Here is a 23,616-nt window from a genome sequence, read left to right as displayed (position 1 = left end):
TTGGAAGTCTTTAGCAAAAGTGACATTGGCTTAGTTCGTTCACAAAATCAGGACGATTGCCGCTTCGGAGTTATTTCTCCCAGCTGTGCTTGGGCAGTAGTCTGTGACGGAATGGGAGGTGCCAACGGCGGCAACATAGCGAGTGCAACAGCTGTGGAATACATAAGCTCCAAAATAACCGATTTATACAAGGACGATATGACCAAAGAACAAATCGGCGAGCTTATAGCAGAAATTGTTGTAAACGCAAATATGAAAATATATGAACTTTCTTTGAAAGATCCCGAACTTACGGGAATGGGTACAACCTGCGAGTTTGTTTTTGTAAAGGATACCACGGTTCATATTGTCCATGTTGGCGACAGCCGTACCTATGCAATAAGGGGCGGCAAAATCAAACAGCTTACTGAGGATCACTCTGTTGTACAGGAAATGGTGCGCAGAGGTGAGCTTACCTATGAACAGGCACAGAATCATCCCAATAAGAATTTTATAACAAGAGCACTTGGAATAAAACCGTCCGTAAGGCTTGACTATATAGAGGCAAACTTTATTTACGGTGATGTTCTTTTAATATGCACAGACGGACTTTCCAATTGCATTACAACAGGCGATATGGTTAAAATTTGCCACGAAAACAGGGGCGAGGATCTTATTAATAAGCTTGTTGACAAGGCAAAGGAAGGCGGCGGAACCGATAATATTACCGCCACGGTTATTTATTGAGAAACGGAGAGTGAAATAAATTGGATAAATATATCGGCAAAAGACTTGATGGCCGTTATGAAATTCATGAGCTTATCGGCGTTGGCGGTATGGCTAATGTATATCGCTGTAACGATACTCTTGATGACCGTGAAGTTGCCATTAAGATTTTAAAAGATGAATACCTCAATAACGAGGAATTTATCCGTCGTTTTAAAAATGAATCAAAGGCTATCGCAACACTTTCACACCCTAATATTGTTAAGGTGTATGATGTCAGCTTCGGTGATATGATTCAGTATATTGTAATGGAATACATTGACGGCATTACACTTAAAGAATACTTTGATCAGCAGGGTATCATTGAGTGGAAAGAGGCTTTGTATCTCACAAGTCAGGTTCTTAAGGCTTTACAGCATGCGCACGAGCACGGCATTGTCCACCGTGACATAAAGCCGCAGAATATTATGCTTTTACAGGACGGCACAATCAAGGTTACAGACTTTGGTATTGCCCGTTTTTCCGACAAAGCTACACGCACAATGACAGAACACGCAATTGGTTCGGTTCATTACATTTCACCGGAGCAGGCGAGAGGTGAGGCAACAGACGGCAAGTCTGACATCTACTCGGTCGGTGTTATGCTTTATGAAATGCTCACAGGTAAACTTCCTTTTGACGCAGACAGTGCAGTTTCAGTAGCTCTTATGCAGTTACAGTCAACTCCTAAGCGCCCGAGAGAGCTTAATCCAACTATTCCTATCGGACTTGAGCAGATTACAATGAAGGCTATGGAAAAGAATCCTGCCGACAGATATAATTCTGCCGCTGAAATGCTCAACGATATGGAGCGTTTCAGACTTAATCCGTCTATTGTATTTGATTATTCAAAATTTGTTGATAATCAGCCTACAAAGTTTGTTACTTCACTTAAAGATACAAAAACAAACAGTACAAAGTTTGATAAGGCTGTTGCAAAACCGGAGGAAACTCCAGAACCTGAAATCGAAACCGCAGAAGAGGAAAAGAAGGTTGAACACAAGCCGTCTTATTACGCAATCAAGGGTATTGTAATTTCTGCCGTAGTTGTGGTTGCCGTATTTGTAGGTCTTGCAATTTTCAGAGGCTGTTCGACTTCACAGGCTAAAGATGTTGAAATACCGAATTTTGTCGGTAAAACTTTGGCAGAGGCCAATGCCGACAACAAAGACAATTTTAACTTTGTTGTGGAGAGCAAGTATGACGCTTCAAAAGAGCTTGGTGTAATTCTTGAACAGGAGCCTGCCGCTGATTCAAAACTTGTAAAATCAGGCTCACAGATTACTCTTAAAGTAAACGGAACAGATACAAATGCTTCGGTTCCTTATGTTCTTAATTATTCCGAAAAAGACGCATCTGCAATTATTGAGGAAAAGAGCCTTGTTCCAAAGATAATCTATGTTGAAAACACTAAAACTCCTAAGGGATATGTTGCAGAAGTATTCCCTAAGGCAGGTGTTCATACAAATATCGGTTCTACCGTTTATATTTACATTGCAAACGGCGAAAGAGATGAAAAGGTAACTATTCCGTCTGTATCCGGACTTTTACTTTCAGAGGCTAAAACAAAACTTGTTGATGCAGGTCTTACTGTAGAAACAGTTTACGATGATGAAAGTAAAGAGGCAAAAGACACAGTTCTTTCACAGTCACCGTTGCAGTACGGTAAGGTAGATAAAGGTACTGTTGTAACCCTTACTGTAAGTTCGGGCAAGGGTGATGTGGCTACAGTAAATGTATATGTAGATTTACCTACAAATGCTACTGAATCGGTTGAGATGACTGTAATTGTAGACGGTGTTGTTGATACTAAGTATTCAAAAACACTTGTGCCGCAGTACAATAAGACCTGTACTCTTGAATTTACGGGTTCCGGTACTTCAAACATTGTGGTACAGCTTGACGGTCAGGTTTACCGTGAATATTCAATTGATTATTCAACACTTGTTGTAACACAAACAGCTACTCATGAGTATGCTGTACCTACAACCGCACCTGTTGTAACAGAGCCTGCATATACAGAGCCGCCTGTTACAGAGCCGCCATACACACCGGTTCAGCCAACAGATGCAACCGAACCTTCCGAGGCATTGCATTAATTGATATGAGCAGTAACGAAGGATTATTGATGAAAGTGCTCGGCGGTTTTTACTATGTCGAGTGCGACAATCAAATATATGAATGTAAAGCAAGAGGAAGTTTCCGCAAGAGCGGAAATTCTCCTCTTGTTGGCGACAGGGTGAAAATTTCTGTTCAGAAAGAGGGCTTTGCCTCTCTTGACGAAATCCTGCCGAGAAAAAATAAATTAAAGCGACCGCCGCTTGCTAATATTGATATTCTCGTAATCGTTTGTTCGACAGTTTCGCCAAGTCCGAATTATGCGGTTATAGATAAAATGACCGCCGCTGCGATTAACAGCAATATGCAGCCTGTAATTGTCATTTCAAAAGATGATATTGAAAGCGGTGAAAAGGTTGCCGATATTTATAAAAATGCGGGATTTGAAGTTTTTTGTACTTCTCCGCTAAAATCAGATGAAGCAGAGAGATTAAAGGCCTTACTTATGGGCAAAACTTCTGCTTTTACAGGCAACAGCGGTGTGGGTAAGTCAACCTTGTTAAATATGCTTTTTCCTAACCTAAGCCTTGCAACAGGTGAAATAAGCGATAAACTCGGACGAGGCAGACATACTACAAGAGCAGTTGAACTGTTTAATCTTGACGGCTGTTATATCGCAGACACACCCGGATTTTCAACCGTTGATTTGCAGAGATACGAAATTATTGATAAAGACGAACTTCAATATTGCTTTCCCGAATTTAAAGAGTATCTCGGAGAATGTATGTTTACTTCATGTTCTCATACTTGCGAAAAAGGCTGCAGAGTTTTGCAGGCACTTGCTGACGGAGATATTGAGAAAACCCGTCACAACAGTTATGTTGCTATGTACAATGAGGTAAAAGATATTAAAAAGTGGCAGTTAAAAAAGTAAAGGGGAATTAAAATGCGTTGTACGATAATTGCGGGCTCGCCTGAAGCGGATATAGATTTTATATCGAAACAGGTTAAGGACTGCAATTATCTTATTTGTGCCGACAAGGGCTATGAATATGCAAAAAAAGCAGGTGCAAAGCCTAACCTTATAGTCGGCGATTTTGATTCGTACAGCGGTAATTTACCCGATGATTGCGAAGTAATCAAACTCAATTCACATAAAGATGATACAGACCTTTTGCATTGCATAGAGGTTGCACTGTCCCGTGGATATGATGATTTTGTTATCCTTGCCGCAACAGGCGGAAGATTTGATCATACCTTTGCAAATATTTCTGTTCTTATGTATCTTGATAAAAAAGGTGCAAGCGGAATAATCGTTTCCGACAAAGAGATTATTCGCTTTTTGAAAATGGGCGAATATAATTTTGACGGAAATAAAGGAAAAACTTTTTCAGTCTTTCCTTTTGCCTGTGACAGTGTGAATGTATCTTACATAGGTGCCGAGTATTCGGCGGAGAATCTTATTTTAACTGCGGAAGAAGCAATGGGCATTTCAAATATTTTTATTTCTGACAGAGCAAATGTAAAAATAAATTACGGAAATGCAATAATTATTATTAATCAGTTCATAAATTAAATTTAATTTACAAAAACATTATATAGTATGCGGTAATTTTTAAACACCAATATGGGGGTATAGCTCAGTTGGGAGAGTGTCTGACCGGCAGTCAGAAGGTCATGGGTTCAAGCCCCATTATCTCCACCACTTAGTTTTATAAAGAGATGTCATTGTTATATAAACGGTTGTAATAACAAAATTGTAACTATAATGACACTCATTAGTCTTGAAAAGAATTATAACCTTATGATATAATATATTAGTATCATTTCGTTTTGTGTTATTCTATTTGGAGTTGAATTTTTATGTCATTATGTATGGGTTGTATGCAGGAACTTAACGGTAGTGTAATCTGCCCGAACTGCCATTTTGATAATTCAGAAGTTCAGTCGGCACCTTTTCTGCCTTTTGGCACAGAGCTTGCAGGCAGATATGTAACAGGTACCGGACTTGAAACTAACGGTGAATCAACACGCTATATTGCTTTTGACAAGCAGACGGGCGATGTTGTAATTGTAACTGAATTTTTACCGATCGGTCTTTTTTCAAGAGATGAAGGACAGACTGAATTAAAAGTTAATTACGATGACAGACTTGCTTTTAATAAACTTAAAGATGAGTTTATTTCATATTTTCGCATTATTTCAGAATTAAAGGATCTTTCGGCACTTACAAATATTGTTGATGTTTTTGAAGAAAACAATACAGCATATGCTATTGAAGAAAAAGAGGACCTTATTCCTTTTGAAGAATATATTGAGCGTAGCAACGGTCATCTTGACTGGGATATTGCAAGACCGCTCTTTATGCCCGTAATTTCGGCACTTGAGGCTCTTCATAAGCGTGGTGTCGGTCATTATGCGGTAGCACCTAAAAATCTGTTTATTACTGCTTCGGGTAAAATCAGAATGGCAGGCTATGCTACGGAAAATGAGCGTAAGCGTGGTACAGCGCTTAAATCTCAATTGTTTTCAGGCGCAGCAGCACCCGAACAGTATGAAGATAATTTTCCGCTTGATGATATTACGGATATTTACGGACTTTGTTCTACACTTTTCTATGCACTTACAGGTCATCTTCCAAAGAGTGCGGTTGAGCGTTTAAAAGACAGCAGACTTCTTATGAGCACATCTACTGTAAAGAGTTTGCCTCCTCATGTTGTATCTGCACTTGCAAACGGTTTACAGGTTCAGCGTGAGAACAGAATTACAGATTTTGACGAGCTTCGTTCTCAACTTTCCGTTGCACATACCGCAAAGGCTATTCAGGACGAAATTTCGAGAACAGCAAGTATGAATATTACAAAGGAGCAGTCACGCCGTAATAACGGTATGTCGCATACTTCCATTGTTACTATTTCTGTTGCAATTACAGTTCTTGTACTTGGTATTGCCGGTGTATTTTGGCTTATGCAGAATCCGCTTGCAGGATTATTCTCGGGTAATACTGATGCCACTGCAGCGTCTACATCAAGCACGGAATGGACAGGTCCTGTTGTTCCTAACTATGTCGGAATGAAGTACGAAGATGTTGTAAAGGCTGCGGCTTCCGATGACAGCGTTGTGGTTTACAGAGATTACAATGATGCTTACAGCGATAAATATGCCGACGGTGTTGTAATGGAACAGTATCCTCCGGCAGGTTCTAAAGTAGAGCAGGAAGACGGTATTACAGTTTCTGTAACAGTCAGTCTTGGTGCTCAGATGCGTGAACTTCCTGCAATTCAGGGTAATAAAATTGATGAGGCTGCGCAGTCGCTTGCAGATGCGGGACTTCTTGCTACAGCTGAATATCAGTACAGTGATACAGTAGCGGAAAACAGAGTTATCGGCTACAAAAATCATGTTGCAGGCGATACTCTTGAAAGCGGTTCTAACATTATAATTATTGTAAGTAAGGGCAGACAGCAGACTACAACTCAAGCAACTTCCTGATATTAAAGCTAAAAATAATGGCTGAATCAATTGTATATTGACTCAGCCATTTTGATTTAAGAATTTAAAATTTATATTACAAATCAATTTGCAAAACCATAATTATCCGACTTTTTACAAAGAACCGTTTATTTAAACTTGCTTTTTACGCTTTTTTCCGCATTCCTTACCAATGTAAAAAGTGAAGCAGTACCTTTTTCAAAATATCTTGAAAGCAAATCGGGTGAAAGAGCAATTGATGTATTTTCGGTCTTACTTTCGATTATAGCGTCAATCATAGCAAGGTCGAGCGTCATAGCTGCGCTGCAAAGACTTCTGTACTTGCTTTTGTTCAGCGTAAATAAATCCTGCGGGTTGCTTTCTTCACACGAATATACCGAACGAAATGCCTGATACTGGGCATTCATAAGATAGTTGCTTACAGCGTTTGTCAGCTTTTTGTTTCCGAGTTTATCGAGTATATCGAAAATAACGGCGCTTGTATTCATTACAACTTTTTTGTTAATCATAGCGACCATATTGCTGCCCGGCTCAACTGTCGGAATCTCCGCATCGGGTATATTGACAGGCTGTGCCTGCTGACCGTTTCTGTTCGGTGTTCTGCCAAGCAAATAATCACAAGACACATCGTAATATTCGGCAGTTTTTACGAGAAAATCAAGTCCGCATTCTCTTATTCCTTTTTCGTAATGAGAGAGTAGCGCCTGGGAAATACCCAAGTCCGCCGCTACCTGCTTTTGGCTTAATCTGCGTTCTCTTCGTAGCATTGAAATTATCATAGGAAAATCACTGTTCATTGAAAGCACCTCTTTTATACGAACAGTATAATATATTAATTACAATTTGTAAATACCATAGGAGTTACAATTATGAAATCTTATATTATTCACTTTCTTCGCCACGGAAGTATAGACGAAACTTTATCGGGCAAGTACATAGGCACTACTGATGTTCCGCTTTCGGATAAAGGAAAAACAGAACTTAGAAAACTTGATTACGAATATCGTTATCCTGGTGCACAGGCAGTGTTTACAAGTCCGTTAAAGCGTTGTACACAGACTTGCAAAATTCTTTATCCGGAGCAAAATCCGATTGTCATCGCCAATCTTTCGGAATGTAATTTTGGCGAATGGGAGGAAAAAACCGCAAATGATTTAAACGAAGATGAAGATTTCCAAAAATGGCTTGCGGGTGACCCCTCGGTAAAACCTCCGAGAGGTGAGAGCAATGCCGATTTCACACGCAGAATCTGCAAAATGTTTGAAAGCATTGTTGAGGGACTTATCAAAACAGGCACAACAGAAAGCGTTATTGTCACACACGGCGGCGTTATAATGACCTTGCTTGCAGTGTACGGAATGCCACAGGCAAAGCCTTTTGAATGGGTTATGGACAACGGTTTCGGCTACTCCGTAAGAATTACACCGCAGCTTTGGCAGAGAGATAAGATTATGGAGGTATTCTCGGTAATTCCCGAAAAAAAGGATATTGAAGATTAATTTTTAAAATAGTACGAATTGTAGCGCAGTTTACAATCTTTTGCGAAAGATTGTGCAATAATGTAATATAAAGGTGTAATAAAATCATTTATTTATGCCTATACTGACAAATATATTAACTCAAAGGAGATATTAATATGGCAGACTACAAAATCGTTTTGTTAAAAGGTGACGGTATCGGTCCTGAAATCGTAAACCAGGCTGTTAAGGTACTCAACAAAGCAAGCGAAAAGTTTAATTTTACAGTAGAATATGACGAGGCACTCCTCGGCGGTTGTGCTATTGACGCAACAGGAGTTCCGCTCCCTGATGAAACAGTTGCTAAATGTAAGGCAGCAGACAGTGTGCTTTTAGGCGCAGTAGGCGGTCCTAAGTGGGATAATCAGCCGGGTAATAATCGTCCCGAAGCAGGTCTTCTCGGCATCAGAGGAGCACTCGGACTTTTTGCAAACCTTCGTCCTGCTGTTATTTTTGAACCTCTTAAGAAAGCATCACCGATTAAAGATGAAATTATCGGCGGTTCGCTCGATATTATGATTGTTCGTGAACTCACCGGCGGTATTTACTTTGGTAAGAGAGGCAGAACAGAAGTTGACGGTCAGCCTGCCGCATGGGATACAGAACAGTATTCCGTACCGGAAGTAGAGAGAATTGCAAGAGTAGCTTTTGACCTTGCAATGAAGAGAAATAAAAAGCTCACAAGCGTTGATAAGGCAAATGTACTTGAGTCATCAAGACTTTGGAGAGAAACAGTAACAAGAATTTCTAAGGAATATCCCGAAGTTGAGCTTAACTATATGTATGTTGACAACTGTGCTATGCAGCTTGTAAGAAACCCGGGTCAGTTTGATGTTATTGTTACTTCAAATATCTTTGGCGATATTCTTTCTGATGAGGCGTCAATGATCAGCGGTTCAATCGGTATGCTCGCATCTGCAAGCCTTTCAGAGAGCAAGAGCGGTCTTTACGAGCCAATCCACGGTTCGGCTCCTGACATTGCAGGTCTTGGTATCGCAAACCCGCTTGCAACAATTCTTTCTGTTGCAATGATGCTCCGTTATTCACTTGATCAGCCAAAGGCGGCAGACGCTATTGAGGCAGCAGTTACCAAAGTTCTTGAGAATAACCGTACACCGGATATTTACGAAGAGGGTACAAACAAGGTTACTTGTGAGCAGATGGGCGACCTCGTATGTGAGGCACTTTAATATCTAACAGAATGGAGGAGTAAAATGCAGTTGTACGATATGCACTCGCATATACTTCCTGGAATTGATGACGGAGCGCCAAGCGTAGAAAAAAGCCTTGTTATATTAAATGAACTAAAAAAACAAGGCGTAACAAATGTTTGTCTTACTCCTCATTTTTATACAAATGAAATCAGTGCAGAGGATTTTGCCGCACAAAGACAGCATGCGATTGATAAACTTATGCCGCATATTCCTGACGGTATGAAAGTTGTTGTTGGTGCGGAAGTTTATGTCACTCGATATATGTTTAACGGAGATGACTTTTCCTGCGCTTGTTACGGCAACTCCAATTACATACTTACCGAGTTTGCTTACACATCGCAGTTTTCAAGTCACACTATGGAGTATTTTGTAAAACTTACAGAGAATTACAATATGATTCCTGTTCTTACTCATGTTGAAAGATACCCTGCTTTAATCAACGATCCGTCTATTATCGGTGAGCTTAAGGATATGGGTGTAATTATCCAGACCAACACCAATTCTTATACCAAAAAAGCGTCATTTTTCTCAAAACTTAAGCTTATAAAGCTTATAAAAGGCGGATATATTGATGTTATCGGCAGTGATGCACATTCATTGACCCATAATGACCCACGCACATTTACAGAGGCTTTGGACTTTATTTCTGCAAAATGCGGACAAAGCACAGTAAGAAAAATGATGAGCAACGCAGAAGAAATCTTCAACAGCGCACTTTGATAACAATAAAGGATGTACTTTTTCGGTACATCCTTTTAATTTTATACTAAAATCTTAAAGGTACGGATATACTATTAAGAGCAGTAAAAACCTTGCCTTATGAAATGGGGAATAGCCGTGTTTGAGATTTTAGTGGGAATATTGTTGTTTGTTGTACTTCTCGTGGCTTGCAGTGTGCTTGTGTCTGAATATCTGTTTAAAATGATTATTTACAGGCAAAAAAAGAGCAGTTGTCAAAAGGACATTGATGCCGTAGCAAGCTGGTACAGGCATTATCCGATTGCAAAAACAGGCAGATTATGGCTTGAAAATATGCCATATATTAATGTTTATATAAAGTCTTTTGACGGACTGCGATTATACGGCGCTTTGCTTGAAAACGAAAAATTTTCCGATAAAATTATTATTTGTGTTCACGGCTTTACAGGCAGCGGTAAAAAGGATTTTGCAAGCCTTGCCCGTACTTATTATTTAAACGGGTATAATGTACTTCTTGTGGATAACAGGGCACACGGGCAAAGTGAGGGCAAATATGTAGGCTTTGGAGTGCTTGACAGATTAGATCTGCGCAATTGGGTGAAATATACTGTAAATCGTTTCGGCAGTAATATAAAAATATTTTTGCACGGTATATCAATGGGTGGTGCAACTGTACTTATGGCAAGCAGTATTATGCCAAAAAATGTGCGTGGCATTATTGCAGACTGCGGATTTACAAGCGTAGACGAAATTTTTGAGTATGTACTGAAAAGAGATTATCATCTTCCGAGATTCCCTATCATTTATCTTACAAATATTATGTCAAAAATTCGTGCCGGTTACGGATATAAAGATGTTAATACCGCTGCGGAAATTGCAAAATCGGATATTCCTGTTTTATTTATCCACGGAGAAAATGACGAATTTGTACCGCTATGGATGACAATGAAAAATTATTCCCACTGTAAGGCGTATAAGGAGCTTTTTATAGTAAGAGAGTCGGAACACGCCGAGTCGCATTACATTGATAAAAAAGCCTATGAAAGCCGTATGCTTGCATTTGTTGATAAGTTAAGTAAATAAGCCGATAAGCAGGATAAAACTGTTTATCGGCATAGGAGAATATTATGCACTACATAAATCATTACAATTCACCGCTTGGAAAAATTACTTTTGCAAGCAACGGAAAAGAACTTACGGGATTATGGTTTAACGGGCAAAAATATTTTGCTTCTACGCTTACTAAAGAATATGAGCAAAAAAATCTGCCTGTTTTTGAGCAGACGGCAAAATGGCTTGATATTTATTTTAGCGGCAAAAATCCCGATTTTACGCCGCCTTTGTTTTTATCGTCAACTTCGTTTCGTAATGAAGTTTGGAAAATACTTTTGACTATACCGTACGGTAAAATAATGACATACGGTGAAATAGCTAAACTTATGGCTGAAAACAGGGGAGTAGAGAAGATGTCTGCACGGTCTGTGGGTGGCGCAGTGGGACATAATCCTATTTCAATCATTGTTCCGTGCCACAGGGTAGTAGGTAAGGACGGAAGTTTGACAGGCTATGCGGGTGGTGTTGATATTAAAGAAAAACTTTTAAAATTTGAAAATGTCGATATGTCTAAGCTGTTTGTGCCTAAAAGTAAATAGTTTGTAAAATTTAAGCTGCAAAACTTTTTAATAGATTTTCGCCATTGTGTTCAAGTAGCAAAACAGGAAAATATTTGTGGGCTTTGCCCACACCCACAATCTTATAAAAGTTCGACCAAACTTTTATAATTGCTTGGCTTATGTGTTTCGCTATACCATATTTATTCTAACTTTTATAAAGAACCGTTTAAGTATGATTAATTATAAACATAAAAAATCTGCCATACCAAATCAGGTATGGCAGATGAATTTTTAAGGGATTTTATAAGGAGCTTTAAATTAGTACATACCGCCCATATCAGGAGCAGCAGGAGCAGCAGGAGCTGCAGGCTCTTTAATATCTGCAACGAGTGACTCTGTTGTGAGTACCATTGCAGCAACAGAAGATGCGTTCTGGAGAGCAGAACGGGTAACCTTTGTCGGGTCAACGATACCTGCCTCAATCATATCTGTGTATTCCTCTGTAAGAGCGTTAAAGCCGTAACCAACCTTGTTAGCTTTCTTGATGTTTTCGCAGATTACGCTACCCTCAAGACCTGCATTTGCGGCAATCTGACGGAGCGGCTCTTCAAGAGCTTTAAGAACAATCTTAGCACCTGTCTTAGCATCACCCTCAAGTGTATCAACAAAAGCGGAAACAGCTGGAATAGCGTTCATACAAGCGATACCGCCGCCTGCTACGATACCCTCTTCAACAGCAGCCTTAGTAGCGGCAAGAGCATCTTCGATTCTGAGTTTCTTTTCTTTCATTTCAACTTCGGTAGCAGCACCGACTTTGATTACTGCAACGCCGCCTGCGAGTTTAGCAAGACGCTCCTGAAGTTTTTCACGGTCAAAATCAGATGTTGTTGTTTCAATCTGCTGACGAATCTGTGCAACTCTGCCCTTAATAGCGTCCTTGTCGCCTGCACCGTCAACAATGATTGTGTTCTCTTTCTCAACCTTTACCTGACGAGCAGTACCAAGCTGATCCATTGTTGTATCTTTAAGCTCAAGACCTAAGTCTGATGTAATTACTGTACCGCCTGTAAGTGTTGCGATATCCTGTAACATTTCTTTTCTTCTGTCGCCAAAGCCCGGTGCCTTAACAGCAACACAAGTAAATGTACCTCTTAACTTGTTGAGTACGAGAGTTGTAAGAGCTTCGCCCTCTACATCTTCGGCAATGATAAGGAGTTTTCTGCCTGACTGAACAATCTGCTCAAGAATCGGGAGAATTTCCTGTGTATTTGAAATCTTCTTATCTGTAATAAGAATGTATGGGTTGTCAAGTTCTGCAACCATCTTGTCTGTATCTGTTACCATATAAGGAGCGATGTAACCACGGTCAAACATCATACCTTCTACAACTTCGCTGTAAGTTTCGGCTGTCTTTGACTCTTCAACTGTGATAACACCGTCTGTTGTAACCTTTTCCATAGCCTCGGCAATGAGCTTACCGATGAACTCATCCTGTGAAGAAACTGTAGCAACTCTTGCAATATCGTCAGAACCCGAAACCTGCTTGCTGTTGTCAGAAACAGCCTTTACCGCAACATTGATAGCGTCTGCAATACCTTTCTTAAGAACCATTGGGTTTGCGCCTGCTGTTACATTCTTCATACCCTCTCTGATAAGAGCCTGAGCAAGAAGTGTAGCTGTTGTAGTACCGTCACCTGCAACATCGTTTGTTTTGATTGAAACTTCCTTAACAAGCTGTGCGCCCATATTCTCGAATGGGTCGTCAAGCTCAATTTCCTTAGCAATTGTTACACCGTCGTTTGTGATGAGCGGAGCGCCGTACTTTTTGTCAAGTACAACATTTCTGCCCTTAGGACCGAGTGTGATTTTAACTGTATCAGCAAGCTGGTCAATACCTCTCATAAGAGATTTTCTTGCTTCTTCACCATAAGCAATTTGTTTAGCCATAATTAATTACCTCCAAAATATATCAAATAAAAATAATTATTCTACTGTTGCAAGAATATCTGACTGACGAACGATTGTGTACTCTTCACCGTCAATCTTAACTTCTGTGCCTGCATACTTGCTTGCGATTACTTTGTCGCCGACATTTACATACATCTTAACTTCGTTGCCGTCAACAACTCCGCCGGGGCCTACTGCAACTACTCTTGCAAACTGTGGCTTTTCCTGTGCGGCAGATGAAAGAATGATACCGCTCTTTGTTTTTTCTTCGGCTTCTTCAACCTGTAATACTACTCTGTCAAGTAATGGTTTAATACTCATAATATAAATCCTCCTAAAAAGTTTATGTGTTATTTCGGTTAGCACTCTGTATCCTTGAGTGCTAATTATATTTTATACCATTTTTTAGAAATGTCAAGAGAAATTTGACTAAATTTGACCTTTAATTTATAAACAATTAAATTTATTTGTACAGCACTGCATTATAATTCGTATATAGAACTAAAATAACTTAAACAAGCCCTTTTTTCTTTAGTTTACCTTTAGGTTCAGGTTTATTTATTTCATAGCCGTTTTTAATGGAAAGTTTTGCAAGCAATACAATTCCGTCCGTAAGAGCCTTTTTAGATTCATTGTCTATCTTATTAAATGCTTTAATCATAGTCGGTATATTTTTTATGCCTGCCTTTCGTATGTCGTCAAAGGTGATTTTACCGCCTTCTGCCATAATTTGAAATACAGAGTCTATGATTTGTTTTTTCTGTTCGGTTGTAAGTCCGTCAATAAGCTCTTTCATATTTTTTTCGGCAAATTTAATGCTCTTGGTATCTTCATCAAGGTGTACAAAGTGTGTGCCTACTACATTCCAGCTGAAAGCATCGTGCTGCCAGAAAGAATGACTTGCGCTTTTTACTATTATATAATCTTCATCATGCTCAAGTAACATACCCACAAATGATGACTGCGGAACAAAGGTAGTGATTCTGTCGGCAATTTCTTTGTGCTGCTCACTTTCTATGAATTCCTTTGAAAAACCCGGACCGTCGTTGTTATATACAGCTATTATTCTGTCTTTGATTTCAGGAAAAGTATTTACAGCGGAATAGATTGCGAGATTTCCGCCTTTGGAGTGACCTCCGAGGTATATTTCGCTGTTTGGATATTTGTTTGCAACCATACTCAGATATGCCGCTGCGTTAAGCTGTGAGGGAATATTGTCGGTTATGGCAATCATACAATCTTCTTTCCAACCGTTGAGCGTATTGTCTGTGCCACGGTAAGCGATAAATAATTTATCTGTATCAAAATGAAAAGTGCAAGCGCCGAATTGCATTGGATTATCTTCGCAGTCATATGCCGCAAAATCCGATACATATATATTTTTTAACCTGTTGCTTTTAGCTGATTCGGATAATAACTTGGTTATTTCCTTGCCGACTGTGTTGTAAAAATCTTTAATTACATAGTAATCTTTAAAAACAACATCACGCTTTTCTTTAAAATAAAGTTTATTTATGTCGGAAAGCGGAAGCTGTGATTTTTCTGTATATCCCGAAAAATCAAGATAAACAAGCTCTGAAAATATAAGAGCGTCAACTTCGTTTAAAGGTGAAATGTCAAAACCTAAATCGCCACGCCATTTTAAATAGTTTATAAGATTATTCATAACCCACCTCGCAATATATTAATAATTAAATTTTATAAAATTTGCACTTAAAAAGCAATATAATTCACATAAAATTCAGAAAGCCCACTGCAAAATATGCAATATTTTCACCGAATTTTTTTGTTTTTAAAACCGTAACGGATATATTGTTTTGAATTTCGCAATTGTTTACAACTTTCTTTTATAATCTAAATAATTATAAAAGTTTGGTCAACCTTTTATAATTTTTTGACTTAAGGATAGAACCGACAAATTATAAAAACCGCTCTCCTAAGAATTTTTTAGAAGAGCGGTTTGTGTATTTGTTTTAATAATTATTCGTTAATAGCTTTAACGAGAGCCTGTGCTTTATCTGTCTTTTCCCAAGCAACGCCGAGTTCTTCTCTGCCCATATGACCGTAAGCGGCAAGCGGACGATACTTTGTTTCTTTAAGCTTTAACTGCTCAATAATAGAATTCGGACGGCAGTCAAATACCTTTTCCACAGCGTCTGAAAGCTGTTCGTTTGTGTAGCTTGATGAACCGAAAGCATCTACCATTATTGATACAGGTTTAGCAACACCGATTGCATATGCAAGCTGAACCTCGCACTTATCGGCAAGACCTGCGGCAACAATATTCTTTGCGATGTATCTTGCGTAGTAAGCGGCACTTCTGTCAACCTTTGTCGGGTCTTTACCGCTGAATGCACCGCCGCCGTGACGAGAAAATCCGCCGTAGGTATCAACTATAATCTTTCTGCCTGTAAGACCTGAATCGCCTACAGGGCCGCCGATTACAAATCTGCCTGTCGGGTTGATGAAATATTTTGTGTTTTCGTCTAAAAGCTCGGCAGGAATGATTGGCTTTACTACATATTCAACCATATCTTTTCTGATCTGCTCCAGTGTAACCTTTTCATCGTGCTGTGTAGACACAACAACGGTGTCTACCCTTACAGGTGTGTCACCCTCATACTCAACGGTTACCTGTGTTTTACCGTCAGGACGAAGGTAGGAGAGAGTACCGTCTTTTCTTACCGCTGTAAGCTGTTTTGCAAGCTTGTGAGCAAGTGAGATAGCAAGCGGCATAAGCTCTTTGGTTTCGTTGCAAGCGTAGCCGAACATCATACCCTGGTCGCCGGCACCAATCTGATTGTTGGCGTCATTTTCGCCGTCTTTAAGCTCGTAGCTTTCGTTTACGCCCATTGCAATATCAGGGCTCTGCTGGTCAATAGAAGTGAGTACAGCGCAAGTATTGCCGTTAAAACCGCACGCCTGGTTGTCATAGCCGATGTCATTTACAACTTTTCTTGCGATACCTGCAATGTCAACATAGCAGTCTGTAGAAATTTCGCCCATAACATGAACTACACCTGTTGTAGCGGTTACCTCGCAGGCAACATGAGCGTTTTTATCCTGTTCGAGAATAGCGTCAAGAACAGCATCGGAAATCTGGTCGCAAACTTTGTCGGGATGTCCCTCTGTTACTGACTCAGAAGTGAAAAAATGTTTTGCCATTATAATTCTCCTTTGCAAAAAATAAGCACCTTTCAGCCGAAAGGTGCTATTAAGACTCATCTTTCGGTAAATACCGCAGGATTTGGCACCTTGCAAATGTAGGTTGCCGGACTTCACAGGGCCTGTTCCCTCAGTCGCTCTTGATAAGATAAATATTAACTTATTGTTTTAATTATATACCGTTATATCGACAAAAGTCAACAAGAAATAACAGGTATATTATAAAATCGGATAATCAAACAAAAAAATTATGCGATTTCATCAACGGAACAACATTCTGTACAAGGTACGCTGTGTTTTACTCTGTCCTCAACCTCGGCACGCTTTGCATTGTTAAAGCGGTCTATCGTACCTACAAGATAGCCTGTGATTCTGCGGATTCTTTCAAACGGAACAGAATCGTAATCGTATTTAACATCAACATAGTCACCGTCAACTGTGAGTTCAACATTCTTGATATATTTATCCGGATTAGCCTCTCGAAGCTGTGTTGTGTATGCCTCAATTTCCTTTTTGCTGAGCTTTCCGCCCTTTACATTTACTGTCATAATAAATCCTTCCCTTTCGTAATTTCATAATCCTCTTTAATGTATAATGTAACTTTTAATTCTTTAAAAGCATATATCTTGTAGAGTAAATCTATTATAGCACAACATCTTGTTGTATGCAATATCAAAATAGGAATTATTCGCACAAATAAAAGTAAGTATTTTTGTTTATTTTTACAGTTGACAAATATATAAAAGCAAAGAGGACAAAAGTTTTGCCCTCAAATAACAATTTTTATTATTTTAATTTCCCGATTTGTAATTGTATATGAATATTTTAGCACAAAATTTTTTATTTCAAGCAAATAAGGCGATGCTTCCACCGCCTTATATATTTATTCGAGCACCAATAAAACTCTGTCTATGTTGTTACCGAAAAGTCCTGCGTAGCCGTCCTGACCGTTTGAAGTTTGGTCGTCGTGCTGCCAGTCAAAATATTCTTTGCTTATTGCCGAAACTTTATATTTTGCAACAAGATATTTGTTAAGACTTTCGGCAATACTCTGCGGTGTGGTGTAATACACTCTGATTGCGTCAATTTTACTGCCGTTGCCTGCATAACCGTTTTCGTAATCGTCAATATCATATCCGCTCACCTTTGGCAGCCATCCGCTTTTAGTGTGAACCTGATACCACACCTTGCCTTCACTTACTTTTATTGCAATATCCGTAATTGCTTTGCCTTTTAAACCTGCGTAATCTTCAAGATTTTTTACTTCGGGCAGCCAAACTCCGTCACAGCGCACTCTGTAGAAAATATCGGGTTTGGTTATTTTTCCTTTGTCTTTATCGTCTTCTTTTTTGCTGTTGAAAACGCTTTCGTTAAATATGATGTTCGTATCAATATTTTTGCCGTAACCGCTTACTCTGCCTGATGAACTGTTCTGCCATATATCACAGTTTAATTCATTTACGGAGTTATATTGTGCAAGCCAGATACTGTACTTTTTCTTTAATTTATCGTAATCGAGATAATTATTAAACCAATTCAGATTAGCATATACACCTGCTCTGTAGTTACTTTTCTTGATCGTTTCACAAAAGCGTTCCGCAATTTCTGTAAGTTTTGCTTTGCCGAGTTTAGTTTGTGAATTATCTTCCAAATCATAATAAATCGGCATATCAAGAGATTTGTTATTAATGCATTCAAGGCAAGCCCTTGCCTCTTTTTCTGCATCGCCGACGCTGTCTGCGTAACTGTACCAGTACACACCAATCATCATATTTTCGCTTTTTGCGTTTTTGTAATGACTTTCAAACATACTGTCTTTCTGACTTGATTCTCTGCCGTAGCCTGCTCTTATAATGACCGCTTTTATACCGTCGCTTTTCATTTTGTTAAAATTAATGCCTTGCTGAAATTCTGAAATATCAACACAGCTTACTTTTGCCATAAAATCATCCTTTCAAATTGATAAAGTTTACTTTAGTATAATATTAAAAATAATACCAAAAGTTAAACTTTTCATTTACAGTGCTTAAAGTGCAAAAATTGCAGAAATTAGGCTAATTTTATTGTAAAAAATTTTATTTTGTGCTAATATTACCTTATAAATAAAATGAAATCGGAGGTATTATGATGGAATTATCAAAAGTAACGGAAACTCGCAGAAGCGTAAGAGAATACATAAATAAACCTGTTGAAACAGAAAAGTTAAGAGAGATGATTGCGGCGGCTCAACTTGCACCGTCATGGAAAAACTCGCAGGTATCACGCTACTATGTGGTAACAGGCGAAAAACTTGCAGATGTTAAAAATGCATTGTCGCCTTACAATCAGAAAAATGTTGCAGACGCTCCCGCACTTATTGTTACCGCAATTGTGCTTAATCGTTCCGGATACGAAAAGGACGGTACACCGACAAACGAACTCGGCAACGGTTGGGGATTTTACGACTGCGGTTTGCAGAGTATGAATCTTTTGCTTAAGGCAACAGAACTTGGACTTGCAACTCTTGTAATGGGTATAAGAGATAACGAAAAAATCAAGGAGGTTTTGGATATTCCCGAAACCGAGGCGGTAGTAAGCGTAATCGGAGTAGGCTACAGCAATGCAGAGCCTGCAATGCCAAAGCGTAAGGCTATTGAGGATATTGCAAAGTTCTTTTAATTTAATATAGCAAAGCGTAAAGTAAAAACCTGTACAGCAGTTGCCGTACAGGTTTTTTTGTTATGGTTTTACAGTTTTAAATAAATTTAACTGCTGTGCCATAAGCAAGCACTTCGGCAGCCTGCTGCATAACAGAAGCTGATGTGTAACGAACGCATACAATAGCGTCCGCCCCCATTCTTGCAGCCATATCAATCATACGCTGAGTGGCAATATCTCTTGCCTTGTTCATCATTTCAGTGTATGATTTAAGCTCGCCGCCAACCATAGTCTTAAAGCTCTGTCCCATATCGCTGAACATATGCTTCGACTGAATTGTGTTGCCTTGCACAAGACCGAGTGTAGCAAGGTTTTTGCCTGAAATTGTTTCTGTAGTAGTAAGTATCATAATTTTTCTCCTCAATTAAATATCTATTTCCTCAAGGTCGCTTTCGCTAACTTTGCGAAGTTCTTTTTTGCTTAAAATATCGTAAATTACAGGAACAATATAAAGAGTCATAATTGTTGCGTACAGCAAACCGCCGATACATACAATAGCGATAGGCTGCATAATCTCTGAACCTGTGCCTATACCGAGTGCCATTGTTGAAAGTCCGAGAACGGTTGTGATTGCCGTAATAAGGATAGGCCTCATTCTTGTTTTGCCTGCCTCTACAATTGCCTCTCGTCTTTCTTTGCCCTCAAGTCTTAGGTTGTTGATGTAGTCAACAAGTACAATACCGTTGTTTACGATAATACCGCAGAGCATTACAAAACCGAGCAATGCCACAACGCTGACATCAAAACCTGTAATAAGCAATCCGAGGAATCCTCCCGTAAATGCAAGAGGAATTGTAAACATAATGATAAACGGTGACTTAAGGCTCTGGAATTGAGCAACCATAATAAGGTAAATAAGAATTATGCCTAAAAGCATCATAAGCAGCATTTGATTTACAGCCTCCATTGTGCTCTCGTTTGAACCCGAGTATTCAATACTGCAGCCGTCAGGAAGTTTATAATCATCAAATACAGCTTTTGCCTTGTTTGAAACATCGGTGTTTGTATAACCGTCTTTTAAAGTACCGCTGACTTTAATATAACGCTTTTGGTCACTTCTTGTGATTGAATTCATTGATTCGGAATCTGAAATCTCGGCAACTTCGGAGAGTTTTGTGGTCTTTTCGTTGCCTTCTTTGTCTGTATAAGTGAGTTTAATATCCTTGATATTGTTCTTTGTAACATCACTGTTTTCGTCTTTGATTACAACCACATCAAGGTCTTTGCCGCTGTTTGTAAGGGTAGAAGATGTGGTTTCCGAGGTGATTGCGGCGGCAATCTGCTGATATACCTGTGCAACCGTAAGTGACTTTTTGGCAGCCTTTGTTTTATCGACAGTTACCTTGATTTCGCCCGAAGTAGCGCCGATACCGTTATCGGTTTCGTCAATACCGTCAACCGCAGCAAGTTTTTCCGTCATATCTTTTGCGGTATTCTGCAAAGTTTTGAGGTCGTCACCGTAAAGTTTGATTGACACACCGTCATCACCGAGCATAGCTGACATTGAGCTTGAAGATGAACTGCCGCTTACAACCACATCTCCGTCAATACTTTGAAGTTCTGCTTCAATTTCTTTGCTGATACTTTCGCTGTTCTTTACTTTGTCGTCTTTGAATACTGCATATGCCATAACAGAACCTTTGTCTGCATCGGAAGACGATACAGAGCCTGTAAGACCCATAAGGCTTGTTGTTGAACCTGTCATAACACCAACAGTTTCAAATTCGTCATACTCGGAAAGAGTGTCGAGTAGGTTTTGTGCGGCATCAATGGTATCATCCATAGTAGCCGAGTCGTCAAGGCTGACTGTTACGGAAAGCTCCGTGCTTGCCATATTCGGCATAAAACTGAAGCCTCTTGCCACAGCACCGAACATACTGCCAAAGAGAAGTACAACTGCAGCGATAAGTGCGATTGCTCTGTGCTTTAATACAAAACGAATAGATTTTTCGTAGCCGCCGAGCATTTTATCAAACATTCCGTGCTTAACAGGTTTAACCTTTCTTAGCATACGCTGACCCATAGCAGGCACAAGCGTAAGGGCAACAATAAGGCTTGCAAGCAGGGAATAGGTGATAGTAAGCGCCATATCCATAAATATCTGACGGGTAAGACCCTCTATGAATACGATAGGGAAGAATACGCAAATTGTTGTAAGTGTAGACGATGCAATTGCACCCGCAACCTGTTTAGCACCGTTTAAAGCGGCTTTTACAGGCGGCACACCCAAATTGCGCAGTCGGTATATATTTTCAATTACTACAACCGAGTTGTCAACAAGCATACCTACGCCGATTGCAAGTCCCGACAGCGAAATCATATTGAGAGTAACACCGCTAAAATACATCAGCACAAGTGCAAAAATAACGCTGATAGGAATTGAAAGCGCAACAATGAGGGTTGGTTTAATATCTCTTAAGAAAAGGTACAGAATTATAATTGCAAGTACAGCACCCATAAGAAGATTCTGTAAAACGCTGTTTATAATAATATCTATGTAGTCGCCCTGGTCCATAAGGGTGGTAAAGTGCAGACCTTCGTTTTCCTGTGTAAGAGAGTTGAGCTTTTTGGCTATATTTTCGGAAACAGTAGCGGTTGCGGCATCACTCTGCTTTGAAAAACTGAATACAACGCCGGAGTTTCCGTTAATCTTTGTGAATACCTCGTCCGAATCGTCAGCTATAAATACATCTGCAACATCGCCTAGTTTTACAACGCCGATACCGTCAATTCCCGTGTCAAAAAGAGCAAGCGACTGCATTTCTTTATCACCGTCTATTTTGTCGCCGACACGCACAAGATATTTAATATTTTCGTCATCACTTACATATCCTGCAGGCATTGAGAAATTTTGTGCCGTAAGAATATTTGAAACATTGCTTATTGTAACAGTGTTTGTCATATCGGCGGCTTTTTTGGCTTTATCTTTTTGGTCGGAGAGTTCATCACTTGCGGATTTTAATTCTTCTTGAGCGGAATTAAGCTGGGTTAATGCACTGTTTACTTCACTTTGCTTTGTGTTTAGCGCAGAAAGTCCGCCCGAAAGCTGATATGCCGCAAGAGATTGCTGTTTTTCTATCTCTGAAAGTGCCTGATTTACAGATACGGTATTGTTGTCAAGACCTTTTACAGCGGCTGCAATTTGTGTAATACCGCCGTCTACTTGAGATATTTTATCCGCAATTTCCGCTATTGTATCATCAAGTTTTTCTTCTGTGGTGTCAAGTCCTTTTAATGCCTCAACTGTTTGAGTTATTGCTTTATCTACATTTGTAAGAGCATTTTTTGCATTATTAAGTCTTTCTTCAAGCTCTTCTTTCGGAAAACCGTATTTATCAAGTTCTTCATCTATTTTAGCAAGGATTGCTCTTACCTGTGCAAGCTGCTCGTCTGTAAGATCGGGGTTTGCAAGTTTGCTAAGCGCATCTTTGTAGTCGTTGTATATTTTTTCAAAAGCTTCTATCTGTTGTGTAAGCTGTGCTTTTTCGTCCTGCAAACTGTCAAGCTTTTCTTTTATCTGTGTTAATGTTTGGTAGGCAATTGTCAAAGTTTGCTTGGTTGCAGTAAGCGACTGCTGTTGGTCAAGCAACTGCATTTTTGCATTCAAAATTTCAGTGTAACCGCTTTGTGCCTTACCATGGGCGTCAGCAAGCTGTTTTGCAACTTCTTCCTGTTGAGAATTTAAGTCGTTTATTGACTGCTCAATGGTATCACTGCCTTGCTCCGCTTTAGAAATATTGTCCTGCAATTCTTTCTTTGCATCGGAAATTTTCTTTTCCGCATCGCCGAATTTGTCATTGAGAGCGTCATTGATTTTTGCGTTGAGAGCGTCAATCTTGGTTTGCGAAATAATAACATTTTCCTTTTGAGTTACAATACCTTTTGTAGATACAGAGGCTACACCGTCAATTCCCTCAAGCTGATTTTTCAGTTCGTTGTTTACATAGTCGGAAATTTGCACTGTATCGTAACCGTCGTAATCAACCGCAACCATAGCTACAGGCATCATATTAGGGTTAATTTTCATAAGGTACGGACTGCCTACACCGTCAGGCCATGCATCTTTGATAGTGTCAAGATTGCCTCTCATATCAACGGTAGCGGTGTCCATATTTGTACCGTCCTCAAACTCAAGTGTCAATATTGAATAGTTGTCAGATGAGGTGGAGGTGATGGTTTTTACGCCGTCAATGGTTGAGAGTGACTGTTCAAGCGGTTTTGTTACCACCGATTCAACTGTTTCCGGAGTTTGTCCCGGATAGGTTGTAAGAATTATTGCATACGGAAAATCCATATTAGGCAGTAAGTCAGGCGTCATTTTAAATACCGACACTATACCCAATACAATTACCACAATAACCGCCACAAAAATTGTCATCGGCTTTTTTACACTTAGTTTTGGCAGCATATCATTCCTCTTTCATTGATTATTTCGATTATTTCCATAAAATTACTGTTTAATAAATTATT

20 protein-coding genes, 1 tRNA gene and 1 riboswitch are annotated in these 23,616 nt (G+C 39.5%); of the genes, 12 read left to right on the top strand and 9 right to left on the bottom strand.

The features are described from left to right. The 6 genes from KGF34_RS04050 to KGF34_RS04025 all read left to right on the top strand — a co-directional run bounded on the left by KGF34_RS04050 (nt 1) and on the right by KGF34_RS04025 (nt 6,294). Nucleotides 1-726: a Stp1/IreP family PP2C-type Ser/Thr phosphatase gene (locus KGF34_RS04050; RefSeq protein WP_022235470.1), complete on the top strand. Its 726-nt coding sequence runs from the start codon at nt 1-3 to the stop codon at nt 724-726. A 20-nt stretch (nt 727-746) separates the two neighbouring features. Beyond that, nucleotides 747-2,843, top strand: coding sequence for a Stk1 family PASTA domain-containing Ser/Thr kinase (pknB, locus tag KGF34_RS04045; RefSeq protein ID WP_252559896.1), 2,097 nt, complete (start codon nt 747-749; stop codon nt 2,841-2,843). 5 nt (nt 2,844-2,848) lie between these two features. Beyond that, entirely contained in the window at nt 2,849-3,736 is an 888-nt protein-coding gene (rsgA, locus tag KGF34_RS04040) for a ribosome small subunit-dependent GTPase A (protein ID WP_186934631.1), read from the top strand. A 12-nt stretch (nt 3,737-3,748) separates the two neighbouring features. After that, the gene (locus KGF34_RS04035) at nt 3,749-4,378 is read left to right on the top strand and encodes a thiamine diphosphokinase (protein WP_252559895.1); all 630 of its coding nucleotides are present in this window, start codon (nt 3,749-3,751) and stop codon (nt 4,376-4,378) included. A 53-nt stretch (nt 4,379-4,431) separates the two neighbouring features. Then, a tRNA-Ala gene (locus KGF34_RS04030) sits at nt 4,432-4,507 on the top strand. A gap of 158 nt (nt 4,508-4,665) precedes the next feature. Continuing rightward, nucleotides 4,666-6,294, top strand: a complete 1,629-nt coding sequence (locus KGF34_RS04025) for a PASTA domain-containing protein (RefSeq protein WP_252559894.1) — start codon at nt 4,666-4,668, stop codon at nt 6,292-6,294. 128 nt (nt 6,295-6,422) lie between these two features. On the opposite strand, the gene KGF34_RS04020 is transcribed toward KGF34_RS04025, so the two are convergent. Next, nucleotides 6,423-7,091 (bottom strand): helix-turn-helix transcriptional regulator, encoded by a 669-nt coding sequence (locus KGF34_RS04020; RefSeq protein ID WP_178586146.1) that lies wholly within the window; start codon nt 7,089-7,091, stop codon nt 6,423-6,425. Between the two features lie 72 nt (nt 7,092-7,163). Between KGF34_RS04020 and KGF34_RS04015 the strand changes: the two genes are divergently transcribed. The 5 genes from KGF34_RS04015 (at nt 7,164) to KGF34_RS03995 (ending at nt 11,376) form a co-directional block, all read left to right on the top strand. Continuing rightward, nucleotides 7,164-7,793 (top strand): histidine phosphatase family protein, encoded by a 630-nt coding sequence (locus KGF34_RS04015; protein WP_252559893.1) that lies wholly within the window; start codon nt 7,164-7,166, stop codon nt 7,791-7,793. 137 nt (nt 7,794-7,930) lie between these two features. Further along, nucleotides 7,931-9,001: a 3-isopropylmalate dehydrogenase gene (gene leuB / locus KGF34_RS04010; RefSeq protein WP_252559892.1), complete on the top strand. Its 1,071-nt coding sequence runs from the start codon at nt 7,931-7,933 to the stop codon at nt 8,999-9,001. Between the two features lie 24 nt (nt 9,002-9,025). Further along, on the top strand, nt 9,026-9,745 hold the full coding sequence (locus KGF34_RS04005; protein WP_186934635.1) for a CpsB/CapC family capsule biosynthesis tyrosine phosphatase: 720 nt from the start codon (nt 9,026-9,028) through the stop codon (nt 9,743-9,745). 99 nt (nt 9,746-9,844) lie between these two features. Further along, entirely contained in the window at nt 9,845-10,807 is a 963-nt protein-coding gene (locus KGF34_RS04000) for an alpha/beta hydrolase (protein WP_252559891.1), read from the top strand. Nucleotides 10,808-10,851: 44 nt separating this feature from the next. Then, a complete protein-coding gene (locus KGF34_RS03995) occupies nt 10,852-11,376 on the top strand; it encodes a methylated-DNA--[protein]-cysteine S-methyltransferase (protein WP_252559890.1) in 525 nt (174 codons plus the stop codon). A gap of 279 nt (nt 11,377-11,655) precedes the next feature. On the opposite strand, the gene groL is transcribed toward KGF34_RS03995, so the two are convergent. The 6 genes from groL to KGF34_RS03965 all read right to left on the bottom strand — a co-directional run bounded on the left by groL (nt 11,656) and on the right by KGF34_RS03965 (nt 18,391). Then, a complete protein-coding gene (groL, locus tag KGF34_RS03990; RefSeq protein ID WP_186934638.1) occupies nt 11,656-13,284 on the bottom strand; it encodes a chaperonin GroEL in 1,629 nt (542 codons plus the stop codon). A 36-nt stretch (nt 13,285-13,320) separates the two neighbouring features. Beyond that, nucleotides 13,321-13,605, bottom strand: coding sequence for a co-chaperone GroES (locus KGF34_RS03985; protein ID WP_022235482.1), 285 nt, complete (start codon nt 13,603-13,605; stop codon nt 13,321-13,323). Nucleotides 13,606-13,795: 190 nt separating this feature from the next. After that, on the bottom strand, nt 13,796-14,950 hold the full coding sequence (locus KGF34_RS03980) for an Mbeg1-like protein (protein WP_252559889.1): 1,155 nt from the start codon (nt 14,948-14,950) through the stop codon (nt 13,796-13,798). 314 nt (nt 14,951-15,264) lie between these two features. Further along, nucleotides 15,265-16,449, bottom strand: coding sequence for a methionine adenosyltransferase (gene metK, locus KGF34_RS03975; RefSeq protein ID WP_252559888.1), 1,185 nt, complete (start codon nt 16,447-16,449; stop codon nt 15,265-15,267). Between the two features lie 53 nt (nt 16,450-16,502). After that, nucleotides 16,503-16,599: riboswitch (SAM riboswitch) on the bottom strand. Between the two features lie 98 nt (nt 16,600-16,697). After that, nucleotides 16,698-16,997, bottom strand: a complete 300-nt coding sequence (nrdD, locus tag KGF34_RS03970) for an anaerobic ribonucleoside-triphosphate reductase (protein ID WP_271229688.1) — start codon at nt 16,995-16,997, stop codon at nt 16,698-16,700. Between the two features lie 335 nt (nt 16,998-17,332). Next, on the bottom strand, nt 17,333-18,391 hold the full coding sequence (locus KGF34_RS03965; RefSeq protein ID WP_252559887.1) for a glycoside hydrolase family 25 protein: 1,059 nt from the start codon (nt 18,389-18,391) through the stop codon (nt 17,333-17,335). Nucleotides 18,392-18,576: 185 nt separating this feature from the next. Between KGF34_RS03965 and KGF34_RS03960 the strand changes: the two genes are divergently transcribed. Further along, nucleotides 18,577-19,107 carry a nitroreductase family protein gene (locus KGF34_RS03960; protein ID WP_252559886.1) on the top strand — a complete coding sequence of 177 codons (531 nt, stop codon included), beginning with the start codon at nt 18,577-18,579 and terminating at the stop codon, nt 19,105-19,107. 76 nt (nt 19,108-19,183) lie between these two features. On the opposite strand, the gene KGF34_RS03955 is transcribed toward KGF34_RS03960, so the two are convergent. Beyond that, the gene (locus KGF34_RS03955; protein ID WP_252559885.1) at nt 19,184-19,495 is read right to left on the bottom strand and encodes a YbjQ family protein; all 312 of its coding nucleotides are present in this window, start codon (nt 19,493-19,495) and stop codon (nt 19,184-19,186) included. A gap of 15 nt (nt 19,496-19,510) precedes the next feature. Continuing rightward, nucleotides 19,511-23,554, bottom strand: a complete 4,044-nt coding sequence (locus KGF34_RS03950) for an efflux RND transporter permease subunit (protein ID WP_252559884.1) — start codon at nt 23,552-23,554, stop codon at nt 19,511-19,513. Between the last annotated feature and the right edge of the window lie 62 nt (nt 23,555-23,616).

The sequence above is a fragment of the Ruminococcus sp. FMBCY1 genome (assembly GCF_023921805.1).
In the GTDB taxonomy this organism is placed as follows: Bacteria; Bacillota; Clostridia; order Oscillospirales; family Acutalibacteraceae; genus Ruminococcoides; species Ruminococcoides intestinale_A.
The sequence above is the reverse complement of the archived record's forward strand: the minus strand, read 5'-3'. Positions and strand labels throughout refer to the sequence as shown.